This is a genomic window from Streptomyces bugieae (genome assembly GCF_036352915.1).
Lineage (GTDB): Bacteria > Actinomycetota > Actinomycetes > Streptomycetales > Streptomycetaceae > Streptomyces > Streptomyces endophytica.
In genome coordinates this window covers 319304-331307 of sequence record NZ_JAZBJP010000003.1, presented here as the reverse complement: position 1 = coordinate 331307, position 12004 = coordinate 319304, and the positions used below count along the sequence as shown (strand labels likewise).

12 protein-coding genes are annotated in these 12004 nt (G+C 71.9%); all 12 read left to right on the top strand.

Translation table 11 applies throughout. The features are described from left to right. Window positions 1-84 precede the first annotated feature (84 nt). The 12 genes from pgsA to secD all read left to right on the top strand — a co-directional run bounded on the left by pgsA (window position 85) and on the right by secD (window position 12003). Window positions 85-741 (top strand): phosphatidylinositol phosphate synthase, encoded by a 657-nt coding sequence (gene pgsA / locus V2J85_RS11655; protein WP_261952539.1) that lies wholly within the window; start codon window positions 85-87, stop codon window positions 739-741. Then, a complete protein-coding gene (locus V2J85_RS11650; protein ID WP_330821535.1) occupies window positions 738-1673 on the top strand; it encodes a phosphatidylinositol mannoside acyltransferase in 936 nt (311 codons plus the stop codon). Before pgsA ends, V2J85_RS11650 begins: the two co-directional genes overlap by 4 nt. Continuing rightward, entirely contained in the window at window positions 1670-2791 is a 1122-nt protein-coding gene (locus V2J85_RS11645) for a glycosyltransferase family 4 protein (RefSeq protein WP_261952541.1), read from the top strand. The genes V2J85_RS11650 and V2J85_RS11645 overlap by 4 nt, the downstream gene beginning before the upstream one ends. Window positions 2792-3319: 528 nt before the next feature. Beyond that, the gene (locus V2J85_RS11640; RefSeq protein ID WP_261952542.1) at window positions 3320-3865 is read left to right on the top strand and encodes a hypothetical protein; all 546 of its coding nucleotides are present in this window, start codon (window positions 3320-3322) and stop codon (window positions 3863-3865) included. 186 nt (window positions 3866-4051) lie between these two features. Beyond that, window positions 4052-4963: a pyridoxal 5'-phosphate synthase lyase subunit PdxS gene (pdxS, locus tag V2J85_RS11635; protein ID WP_030415313.1), complete on the top strand. Its 912-nt coding sequence runs from the start codon at window positions 4052-4054 to the stop codon at window positions 4961-4963. 16 nt (window positions 4964-4979) lie between these two features. Next, a complete protein-coding gene (gene pdxT, locus V2J85_RS11630) occupies window positions 4980-5573 on the top strand; it encodes a pyridoxal 5'-phosphate synthase glutaminase subunit PdxT (RefSeq protein ID WP_261952543.1) in 594 nt (197 codons plus the stop codon). A 95-nt stretch (window positions 5574-5668) separates the two neighbouring features. Next, entirely contained in the window at window positions 5669-6421 is a 753-nt protein-coding gene (locus V2J85_RS11625; protein ID WP_261952544.1) for a YebC/PmpR family DNA-binding transcriptional regulator, read from the top strand. Window positions 6422-7020: 599 nt separating this feature from the next. Next, the gene (gene ruvC, locus V2J85_RS11620; RefSeq protein ID WP_330821534.1) at window positions 7021-7572 is read left to right on the top strand and encodes a crossover junction endodeoxyribonuclease RuvC; all 552 of its coding nucleotides are present in this window, start codon (window positions 7021-7023) and stop codon (window positions 7570-7572) included. Next, on the top strand, window positions 7569-8189 hold the full coding sequence (ruvA, locus tag V2J85_RS11615) for a Holliday junction branch migration protein RuvA (protein ID WP_330821533.1): 621 nt from the start codon (window positions 7569-7571) through the stop codon (window positions 8187-8189). The genes ruvC and ruvA overlap by 4 nt, the downstream gene beginning before the upstream one ends. Window positions 8190-8292: 103 nt before the next feature. After that, entirely contained in the window at window positions 8293-9381 is a 1089-nt protein-coding gene (ruvB, locus tag V2J85_RS11610; RefSeq protein WP_330821532.1) for a Holliday junction branch migration DNA helicase RuvB, read from the top strand. A gap of 162 nt (window positions 9382-9543) precedes the next feature. Beyond that, a complete protein-coding gene (gene yajC, locus V2J85_RS11605; protein WP_330821531.1) occupies window positions 9544-10101 on the top strand; it encodes a preprotein translocase subunit YajC in 558 nt (185 codons plus the stop codon). Window positions 10102-10251: 150 nt separating this feature from the next. Next, window positions 10252-12003: a protein translocase subunit SecD gene (gene secD / locus V2J85_RS11600; RefSeq protein ID WP_330821530.1), complete on the top strand. Its 1752-nt coding sequence runs from the start codon at window positions 10252-10254 to the stop codon at window positions 12001-12003. Window position 12004 lies beyond the last annotated feature (1 nt).

Sequence of the window (12004 nt, the reverse complement as noted above, 5' to 3'; positions counted from 1 at the left end):
CGTGGTGGCCGCAGACCTCGTGGCTACGATGGGCCAGCCGGTGGCCCCTTGACCGCGCGGCCCGTATCGACCTCCGGGAAGGCCATGCTGAACAAGTACGCGCGTGCTTTCTTCACGCGTGTTCTCACGCCGTTCGCCGCCCTGCTCATCCGCCTCGGCGTCAGCCCGGACGCGGTCACCCTCATCGGCACCGGCGGCGTGGTGGCCGGCGCGCTGATCTTCTACCCGCGGGGCGAGTTCTTCTGGGGAACGGTCGTCATCACGCTGTTCGTCTTCTCCGACCTCGTCGACGGAAACATGGCACGGCAACTGGGCCGCTCCAGCCGCTGGGGCGCCTTCCTCGACTCCACCCTCGACCGGGTCGCCGACTCGGCGATCTTCGGCGGCCTCGCCCTCTGGTACGCCGGCCACGGCGACTCCCTCACGCTCTGCGCGATGGCGATCTTCTGCCTGGCCAGCGGGCAGGTCGTCTCGTACACCAAGGCCCGCGGCGAGGCCATCGGACTGCCGGTGGCCGTCAACGGCCTGGTCGAACGCGCCGAACGGCTGGTCATCACCCTCGTCGCCTGCGGCCTCTCGGGTCTGCACAAGTTCGGGGTACCCGGTGTCGAAGTACTGCTGCCGATCGCCCTGTGGGTCGTCGCCATCGGCAGCGCCGTCACCCTCGGCCAGCGCGTGGTGACGGTACGCCGCGAATCGGCCGAGGCCGACGCCATCGCACGAGGGGGGAACAGCGCATGAGCCCACGGATGCCGCGGATCGACACCGGCACACTCACCGACGCGCTCTACGGACTGGGCTGGAGCACCGTCAAACGGCTGCCCGAAACGGTCGCGGTACGCCTCGGCCGGAAGATCGCCGACACCGCCTGGAAGCGCCGCGGCAAGGGCGTGCGCCGCCTGGAGGCCAACCTCGCCCGGGTCGTCCCGGACGCCTCCCCGCAGCGCCTCGCCGAGCTCTCCCGCGCCGGGATGCGCTCGTACATGCGCTACTGGATGGAGTCCTTCCGCCTCCCCGCCTGGAGCGAGGACCGCAGAAGGAACGGCTTCGTCCCCGAGGACGTCCACCACCTCACCGACGGCCTCGAAAGCGACCGCGGCGTCATCCTCGCCCTGCCCCACATGGGCAACTACGACCTCGCGGGCGTCTGGGTCACCACGAAGCTCAACACCCCCTTCACCACCGTCGCCGAGCGCCTCAAGCCGGAATCCCTCTACGACCGCTTCGTCGCCTACCGCGAGGGCCTGGGCATGGAGGTCCTGCCGCACACCGGCGGCGCCGCCTTCGGCACCCTCGCCCGCCGCCTGCGGGCCGGCGGCCTGGTCTGCCTGGTCGCCGACCGCGACCTCTCCAGCTCCGGCATACCGGTCAAGTTCTTCGGCGAGGAGACCAAGATGCCCGCCGGCCCGGCGATCCTCGCCCTCCAGACCGGCGCCATGCTGCTGCCCGTCACCCTCTGGTACGACGACACCCCCGTCATGCGCGGCCGGGTCCACCCCGAGATCGAGGTCCCCGAGACCGGCACCCGCGCCGAGAAAGCAGCCCAGATGACCCAGGCGCTCGCCGACGCCTTCGCCTCCGGCATCGCCGACCACCCCGAGGACTGGCACATGCTCCAGCGCCTGTGGCTCGCCGACCTGGAGCCCCGCGAGGCCGGAACGGAGACGGCGTGAAGATCGGCATCGTCTGCCCGTACGCCTGGGACGTCCCCGGCGGCGTGCAGTTCCACATCCGCGACCTGGCCGACCACCTCATCCGGCTCGGCCACGAGGTCTCCGTCCTGGCACCCGCCGACGACGACACCCCGCTCCCGCCGTACGTCGTCTCCGCCGGCCGTGCCGTACCCGTGCCCTACAACGGCTCGGTCGCCCGCCTCAACTTCGGCTTCCTCTCCGCGGCCCGGGTCCGCCGCTGGCTGCAGAACGGCGCCTTCGACGTCATCCACATCCACGAACCGGCCTCCCCGTCCCTGGGCCTGCTCGCCTGCTGGGCCGCCCAGGGCCCGATCGTGGCCACCTTCCACACCTCCAACCCGCGCTCCCGCGCGATGATCGCCGCCTACCCGATCCTCCAGCCCGCCTTGGAGAAGATCAGCGCCCGCGTCGCGGTCAGCGAATACGCCCGCCGCACCCTGGTCGAGCACCTCGGCGGCGACGCGGTCGTCATCCCCAACGGCGTCGACGTCGACTTCTTCGCCCGCGCCGAACCCAAGACCGCGTGGCAGGGCAAGACGATCGGCTTCATCGGCCGCATCGACGAACCCCGCAAGGGCCTGCCGGTCCTCATGAAGGCCCTGCCCAAGATCCTCGCCGAGGTCCCCGACGCCCGCCTCCTCGTCGCCGGCCGCGGCGACGAGGAAGAGGCCGTCGCCTCCCTCCCCGCCGAACTGCGCCCCCGGGTCGAATTCCTCGGCATGGTCAGCGACGAGGACAAGGCCCGCCTGCTCCGCAGCGTCGACCTCTACGTCGCCCCCAACACGGGCGGCGAATCCTTCGGCATCATCCTCGTGGAGGCCATGTCCGCCGGCGCACCCGTACTGGCCAGCGACCTCGACGCGTTCGCCCAGGTCCTCGACCAGGGCGAGGCCGGCGAACTCTTCACCAACGAGGACGCGGACGCGCTCGCCACCGCGGCGGTCCGGCTCCTCGGCGACCCGGCCCGCCTCGCCGAACTCCGTACCCGCGGCACCCGCCACGTCCGCCGCTTCGACTGGTCCACGGTCGGCGCGGACATCCTCGCCGTCTACGAAACGGTGACGGCGGGGGCGGCTTCGGTCGCGACCGCGCCGTAGGCGCAATTTCCCACGTACTTGGCTGTCCCGCCGTGGTGGTTTCTCGCCGTTGCGCCTGCGGCGGGCTGGGTGGGTGTCGGGTGCGGTGACGGGCCTCCGGGGCCGGTTGTGTGGACTGCTGACGCTTTACGTCCACACAACCGGCCCCTCCGGCCCGTCCCCTCCCGTGAGAGGGAAAGTTAAAGCCGGTGGGGGTGCACGTGACGCCCACGTGCGCGCAGGCAACGGATAAGGCCCGCCCCCAACCACCTCTTCCCTCCCACTCACGGGAGGGGCTGGACCGGAGGACGAAGTCTGGAGGGCCGGCACCGCACCCGACAAAACAACGCCCGCCGCCAGGCGCAACGGCGAACAAGCCCCGCGGCGGGAAAGCCGGGTACGTGGGGGGCGCCGCAAAGCGCGCAACGGCGAACAACACCCGCGGCGGGACGGCCAAGTACGTGGGAGGCGCCGCAAAGCGCGCAACGGCGAGACGACCCGCGGCGCCGCAGACAGGTACGTGGGCGGCGAGGTATAACGTGCCACCCCGTGAGCACGTTCATCTGGATCGCCGCCGCGATCATCCTCATCGGCATCTACCTCAGCTGGACGGCCGGCCGCCTCGACCGCCTGCACGCGCGCATCGACGCCGCCCGGGCGGCGCTCGATGCCCAGCTCCTGCGGCGTGCCTCCGTCGCGCAGGAGGTCGGGACGTCGGGCGTTCTCGATCCGGCCGCCTCGATCGTCCTCTACCAGGCCGCCCACGAGGCCCGGCAGGCCGAGGAGGACCACCGGGAGGTCGCCGAGAGCGAGCTGAGCCAGGCGCTGCGGGCCATCTTCGCCGAGGAGGCGCAGCTGGAGGCCGTACGCGAGGCTCCGGGCGGTGAGCAGACGATCGCCGAGCTCACCGCCGCGGTCCGCCGCGTCCCGATGGCCCGGCGCTTCCACAACGACGCCGTACGGGCCGCCCGCGCGGTCCGCCGCCACCGGGTGGTGCGATACTTCCGGCTCGCCGGTCACGCCCCGTTCCCGCTGGCCTTCGAGATGGACGACGAGCCGCCGGCCGTCCTCGACGACCGCTCGGCGGGCAACTGAGCGCAGGCGGCAGAGCCCCGGGAAGCGCGCAGGGCGGACCCGGGGCCGCCCGGGGGAGCGGGCACCGGGCCGCGGGCCGAGCGGGCCCAACGAGCCACCGGCCTTGAATTGGCCCTTTTCTTCGGCCGCTCACAAACGGTTGTGTGGTCCGCACGCACAACCACCCGCACTGAGTGAGGTCAAACCGTGTCCAGCACGCCCACCACGTCCCAGAACCCCGAGACCGGAACCGCGCGCGTTAAGCGCGGAATGGCGGAGCAGCTCAAGGGCGGCGTGATCATGGACGTCGTCACGCCGGAAGAGGCCAAGATCGCCGAGGACGCCGGCGCCGTCGCCGTCATGGCCCTGGAGCGGGTCCCCGCCGACATCCGCAAGGACGGCGGCGTGGCCCGGATGTCCGACCCCGACATGATCGACGGCATCATCAACGCCGTCTCGATCCCGGTCATGGCCAAGTCCCGCATCGGCCACTTCGTCGAGGCCCAGGTCCTGCAGTCGCTCGGCGTCGACTACATCGACGAGTCCGAGGTCCTCACCCCGGCCGACGAGGTCAACCACTCCGACAAGTGGGCCTTCACCACCCCCTTCGTGTGCGGTGCCACCAACCTGGGCGAGGCCCTGCGCCGGATCGCCGAGGGCGCCGCGATGATCCGCTCCAAGGGCGAGGCCGGCACCGGCAACGTCGTCGAGGCGGTCCGTCACCTGCGCCAGATCAAGGGCGAGATCGCCAAGCTGCGCGGCTGTGACAACAACGAGCTGTACGCCGCCGCCAAGGAGCTGCGCGCCCCGTTCGAGCTGGTCAAGGAGGTCGCCGAGCTCGGCAAGCTGCCGGTCGTGCTGTTCTCCGCCGGTGGTGTCGCCACCCCCGCCGACGCCGCGCTGATGCGCCAGCTCGGCGCCGAGGGCGTCTTCGTCGGCTCCGGCATCTTCAAGTCCGGCGACCCCGCCAAGCGCGCCGCCGCGATCGTGAAGGCCACCACCTTCTACGACGACCCGAAGGTCATCGCGGACGTCTCCCGCAACCTGGGCGAGGCCATGGTCGGCATCAACTGCGACACCCTCCCCGAGGCCGAGCGCTACGCCAACCGCGGCTGGTAAGGACGTACGACAGCAGATGAGCACCCCCACCATCGGTGTGCTGGCCCTCCAGGGCGACGTCCGCGAGCACCTCACCGCGCTCGCCGAGGCGGACGCCCTGGCCCGGCCGGTACGCCGTCCCGAGGAACTGGACGAGGTCGACGGCCTGGTCATCCCGGGCGGCGAGTCCACCACGATGTCCAAGCTGGCGGTCGTCTTCGGCATGCTGGAGCCGCTGCGCGCGTTCGTCCGCGCGGGCAAGCCGGTCTACGGCACCTGCGCCGGCATGATCATGGTCGCGGACAAGCTGCTGGACGCCCGCGAGGACCAGGAGACGTTCGGCGGCGTCGACATGATCGTGCGCCGTAACGCGTTCGGGCGGCAGAACGAGTCGTTCGAGGCGGCCATCGACGTGGCCGGCATCCCCGGCGGGCCGGTCGAGGGCGTCTTCATCCGGGCGCCCTGGGTCGAGTCGGTCGGCGGGGACGTCGAGGTCCTGGCCACGTACGACGGGCACACCGTGGCCGTGCGGCAGGGTAACGTCCTTGCCACGTCCTTCCACCCGGAACTCACCGGGGACCACCGCGTCCACGCCCTGTTCGTGGAGATGGTGCGGGCCGCGGCCGGCTGAGGCTGCGGTGATCAGGTGAGTGACACCGTGTGACGCGACCCCGGTAGGATCGACGGCGTTCGTTTCAGAATTGGTTACGCGAAGGAGACAGGCGGATGTCCGGCCACTCTAAATGGGCTACGACGAAGCACAAGAAGGCCGTGATCGATGCCAAGCGCGGCAAGCTCTTCGCGAAGCTGATCAAGAACATCGAGGTCGCGGCCCGTACCGGCGGCGCCGACCCGGACGGTAACCCGACCCTCTTCGACGCCATCCAGAAGGCCAAGAAGAGCTCGGTGCCCAACAAGAACATCGACTCCGCGGTCAAGCGCGGCGCGGGCCTGGAGGCCGGCGGCGCCGACTACGAGACGATCATGTACGAGGGTTACGGCCCCAACGGTGTCGCGGTGCTCATCGAGTGCCTCACCGACAACCGCAACCGTGCCGCCTCGGACGTCCGCGTCGCCATGACCCGCAACGGCGGCTCGATGGCCGACCCGGGCTCCGTCTCGTACCTCTTCAACCGCAAGGGCGTGGTGATCGTCCCCAAGGGCGAGCTCTCCGAGGACGACGTCCTGACCGCGGTGCTCGACGCGGGTGCCGAGGAAGTCAACGACCTCGGTGAGTCCTTCGAGGTGCTCAGCGAGGCCACCGACCTGGTCGCGGTCCGCACCGCTCTGCAGGAAGCCGGGATCGACTACGACTCGGCGGACGCCAACTTCGTCCCGACCATGCAGGTCGAGCTGGAGGAAGAGGGCGCGCGCAAGATCTTCAAGCTGATCGACGCGCTGGAGGACAGCGACGACGTGCAGAACGTCTTCGCCAACTTCGACGTCTCGGACGACGTCATGGCCAAGGTCGACGCCTAGGCCGGACCGGACCGGACCTCGCACGGGCACCACAGCCGCGCACCGACGGGCCGACGGGGAGCACACCCCGTCGGCCCGTCGCGTTGCCGGGCAGCGGGCGGCGGGCGGTTTGCCGACGGGCGGTGGGAGGCGGGCGGCTGGCGGTTTGCCGACGGGCGGTGGGCGGTGGCGTGGTTGGTCCCTGCGTTGTCGGTTCGGCAGCCGGTCCGATCGCCGGGCCGCTCGCCGGGCCGGTGCGCCTTCGGCCGGTTGCGCCGTCGGCCTGTCGGCCTGTCGGCCTGTCGGCCTGTCGGCCTGTCGGCCGGTTGGCCCGTTGCTCCGTTGGCCCGTCGGCCCGTTGCGCCGTCGGCCCGTCGGCCCGTCGGCCCGTCGGCCCGTTGGTCCGTCGCGCCATGGCGTGGTGGGTGCGGGGCGTTGTCAGTGCCACCCGATACTGTGCTGAGCAGGGGATCTCCGCGCCCCCCCATGGGGGAGGTGCGGGACGAAACGGTCCGTCAGATCGGCAGATCGCCGGGCCGGCAAGTCGCCGGCCCGGCAGAGCGCCGGGTCGGCAGCGCGCGCGGCGGCGCGGTGTCGCGCGTGAAGAGGGGAGGGGCGTCGTGAAGGTGCTCGGGGTGGACCCGGGGCTGACCCGGTGCGGGGTCGGCGTGGTGGAAGGCGTGGCCGGGCGCCCGTTGACGATGGCGGGGGTCGGTGTCGTCCGTACCCCGGCCGACGCGGACGTCGCCCACCGTCTCGTCCTCATCGAGCGCGGCCTGGAGGAGTGGCTGGACCGCTACCGCCCCGAATACGTCGCGGTGGAGCGGGTGTTCAGCCAGCACAACGTCCGTACGGTCATGGGCACCGCCCAGGCCAGCGCGGTCGCCATGCTCTGCGCCGCGCGCCGCGGACTGCCGGTCGCGCTGCACACCCCCAGCGAGGTCAAGGCCGCCGTCACCGGCTCGGGACGGGCCGACAAGGCCCAGGTCGGTGCGATGGTGACCCGGCTGCTGCGGCTCTCCGCCCCACCCAAACCGGCCGACGCCGCGGACGCCCTCGCCCTCGCCATCTGCCACATATGGCGCGCCCCCGCGGTCAACCGCCTCCAGGCGGCGCAGGCCGCCGCCCGCCGCACCCCCGCTCCCGTACGCACGCCGAAGGGCACCCGATGATCGCCTTTGTCTCCGGCCCGGTCGCGGCCCTCGCCCCCGATGCCGCCGTCGTCGAGGTCGGCGGGATCGGCATGGCCGTCCAGTGCACGCCGAACACCCTCTCCGGCCTGCGCGTCGGTGAGCCGGCCCGGCTCGCCACCTCCCTCGTAGTCCGCGAGGACTCGCTCACCCTCTACGGCTTCGCCGACGACGACGAGCGGCAGACCTTCGAACTGCTGCAGACCGCCAGCGGCGTCGGTCCCCGGCTGGCTCAGGCCATGCTCGCGGTGCACTCCCCGGACGCGCTGCGGCTGGCGGTCGCCACCGGTGACGAGAAGGCGCTCACCGCCGTGCCCGGTATCGGCAAGAAGGGCGCGCAGAAGCTGCTGCTGGAGCTGAAGGACCGGCTCGGCGAGCCGGTGGGCAGCCGTCGTCCGGCGGCGGTCGCCGCGGGCCCGGCCGGCTGGCGCGACCAGCTGCAGGCCGCCCTGATCGGCCTCGGCTACGCCAGCAGGGAGGCGGACGAGGCGGTCGCCGCGGTCGCCCCGCAGGCCGAGGCCGCGGTCGCCGAGGGCGGCGCCCCGCAGGTGCCGCAGCTGCTCAAGGCCGCCCTGCAGACCCTCAACCGCGCCCGATGACCGCCGCCGCGGGCCCCGCCGCGCGCCGTGAGCGCCGTCCGGGCCCGCGACCGTACGACCCGACCGGCGGCCCGGCCGCCCCGACCCCGCGAGGCATTCCGCAGTGAACTGGGACGACACCGCACCGGCCACCGACGACGCAGCCCCGGCCGGTCCCGACCGGCTGGTGGGCGCCGACGCGGACGGCGAGGACACCGCCGTCGAGGCCGCGCTGCGGCCCAAGGACCTCCAGGAGTTCGTCGGCCAGGAGCGGGTGCGCGAACAGCTCGACCTGGTCCTGCGCGCCGCCCGCGCCCGCGGCGCCACCGCCGACCACGTCCTGCTCTCCGGCGCGCCCGGTCTCGGCAAGACGACCCTCTCGATGATCATCGCCGCCGAGATGGGCGCCCCGATCCGGATCACCTCCGGCCCCGCCATCCAGCACGCCGGCGACCTCGCCGCGATCCTCTCCTCCCTCCAGGAGGGCGAGGTGCTCTTCCTCGACGAGATCCACCGGATGTCCCGGCCCGCCGAGGAGATGCTCTACATGGCGATGGAGGACTTCCGCGTCGACGTCATCGTCGGCAAGGGGCCGGGTGCCACCGCCATCCCGCTCGAACTTCCGCCGTTCACCCTGGTCGGCGCGACGACCCGGGCCGGTCTGCTGCCGCCCCCGCTGCGCGACCGCTTCGGCTTCACCGCCCACATGGAGTTCTACGCGCCCGAGGAGCTCCAGCGGGTCATCCACCGCTCGGCCGGCCTGCTCGACGTCGAGATAGAGCCGGACGGCGCCGCCGAGATCGCCGGCCGTTCCCGCGGCACGCCCCGGATCGCCAACCGCCTGCTGCGCCGGGTCCGCGACTACGCCCAGGTCAAGGCCGACGGCGTGATCACCCGCGAGATCGCCTCGCAGGCCCTGGGGGTCTACGAGGTCGACGCGCGCGGCCTGGACCGCCTCGACCGCGCGGTGCTCACCGCCCTGCTCAAGCTGTTCGGCGGTGGCCCGGTGGGCCTGTCCACCCTGGCGGTGGCGGTGGGGGAGGAGCGCGAGACCGTCGAGGAGGTCGCCGAGCCGTTCCTCGTACGGGAGGGCCTGCTCGCCCGGACCCCGCGCGGCCGGATCGCCACCCCGGCGGCCTGGGCGCATCTGGACATGGTCCCGCCGCAGCACCAAGCGGGCGGAAACGGTCAGCAGGGCCTGTTCGGGGCGTGACGGCGCGGGGACTCGCCCGGGCAGGAACTGCGGTGCGATGCTGGGCGTTGTTCCACTGGTGGGGACTCGCTTAGACTCCGCCGATGCCGTCCGTAGGGGCCGGCATACCACCCCCGCTATATGAGGCCGCGGATGCGCGGTCGTGCGAAGGATCTCCGTCCCGTGCCCAACATCGTCTCTCTCCTCCCCTTCATCGTCCTCATCGGGGCCATGTTCCTGATGACGCGGTCCGCCAAGAAGAAGCAGCAGGCGGCCGCGGAGATGCGCAATCAGATGCAGCCGGGCGCCGGCGTGCGCACGATCGGTGGCATGTACGCCACCGTCAAGGAGGTCCACGAGGACACCGTCCTCCTGGAGGTCGCCCCCGGCGTGCACGCCATCTACGCCAAGAACGCCATCGGCGCAGTGCTCGCGGACGAGGAGTACAACCGCATCCTGGACGGTGCCGACCCGATCCACGCCGAGGAGACCGTCGTCCCGGACGACGCCTCGTCGCTGACCGGCGACACCGCCGGCGAAGCCACCGAAACGGGTGACAAGGCCGACAAGATCGACCTCGGCAAGGCCGCGACGCCGGCCGACGCCGAGCCCGCCGCCGAGAAGCCCGCGGCCGACGAGACCGCGGCCGGCAAGGAAACCAAGGACGCCGGGGACGGCGCCAAGGCCGACGCGGACGCCGCCGAGAAGGACAAGAAGGCCGGCGGCAACGACGCGAAGTAGTCCCTCCCACGGAACCGCGGAGCACGCGTCGAGGCGTGCACCGCGGTTCCGGGACGGTCTAGGCTCCGGCGGGGGGCAGGTCCCCACAACACTTCGTGGCCGCTCGGCCGATACCCCAGGCCGAGGGGTTGGACAGGGAGAATCGAGAAGGTGGCAGCACCGAAAAAGGGCCGCAGGGCGCCCGCGGGCCAGGGGCATCCGGGCCGCACGCTGATCCTGGTCCTGCTCGCGATGGCGGGGCTGATCGGAGGCATGTTCTACTCCGGCACGCTGACGCCCCGGCTGGGCATCGACCTGGCCGGCGGCACCAGCTTCACGCTCCAGGCCGAGAACATGCCGGGCAAGCCCAACGCGATCAACGAGACCAACATGAAGACCGCCGCCGACATCATGGACCGGCGGGTCAACGGTCTGGGCGTCTCCGAGACCGAGGTCCAGACGCAGGGCACCAACCACATCATCGTGAACATCCCCCGGGGGACGAACGCGAAGCAGGCCCGCCAGCAGGTCGGCACCACCGCTCAGCTCGGCTTCCGGCCGGTGCTGACCACCACCGTGGGTACGAAGACCCCCGAGCCCAAGCCCAGCCCCTCGCAGAGCGGCAAGAACGCCAAGGGCAAGGGCGGCGCGCAGGCCGGCAGCCAGCAGCACGCCTCGTCCTCGGCGACCCCCGGGGCGAAGCCCACGACGCAGGGCCGCGCCGTCACGGACTCCCTGAAGAAGGCGCCGTCCGCCAAGCCCACCCCCTCGGGCTCGGCCAAGCCGTCCACGCCTCCGGCCCCCGGTGGTGACCAGATCCCGCCGGCCCTCCAGAAGCGGCTGAACGCACTGGACTGCTCGACCAAGCAGGGCCGCGCCGCCGCCGGTGAGCAGGCCGCCGCGACCAAGCCCTCCGACCCCGTCGTGGCCTGCAACACCGAGGGCACGCAGAAGTACGTGCTCGGCCCGGTGGGCGTCGAGGGCACGGACGTCAAGGGCGCCAAGGCCGTCTTCGACAGCCAGCAGGGCCAGGGCTGGATCGTCCAGATGGACTTCACCTCCGACGGTGGCAAGAAGTTCGCGGACATCACCGGCAAGCTCGCCACCAAGACGCCGCCGCAGAACCAGTTCGCGATCGTCCTGGACGGCGCGGTGGTCTCCGACCCGCGGGTCAGCGAGCGGCTCAACGGCGGCAACGCGACCATCTCCGGTGGCTTCACCCAGCAGTCCGCGCAGGACCTGGGCAACATGCTCTCCTACGGTGCGCTGCCGCTGTCCTTCAAGATCGTCGACGAGACCACGGTCACCGCGGCGCTCGGCGGTGAGCAGCTGCACGCCGGTCTGATCGCCGGCGCGATCGGCCTGGGGCTGGTCGTCATCTACCTCGTCGCCTACTACCGGGGCCTGGCGCTGGTCGCGCTGGCGAGCCTCTGCGTCTCGGCGATCCTGACGTACGCGCTCATGACGCTGCTCGGACCGGCCATCCAGTTCGCCCTGAACCTCCCGGCGGTCTGCGGCGCCATCGTCGCCATCGGCATCACCGCCGACTCGTTCATCGTCTACTTCGAACGCATCCGGGACGAGATCCGCGAGGGCCGCACCCTGCGTCCGGCCGTCGAGCGCGGCTGGCCGCGGGCCCGCCGGACGATCCTGGTCTCCGACTTCGTGTCGTTCCTGGCCGCCGCGGTGCTGTTCATCGTCACCGTCGGCAAGGTCCAGGGCTTCGCGTTCACGCTCGGCCTGACCACCCTGCTCGACGTCGTCGTGGTCTTCTGCTTCACCAAGCCGCTGATGACGCTGCTGGCCCGCCGGAAGTTCTTCGCCGACGGACACTCCTGGTCCGGCCTCGACCCCAAGCGCCTGGGCGCCAAGCCGCCGCTGCGCCGTCGTCGCACCGCCCCCACCCAGACGAAGGAGGCGTGAG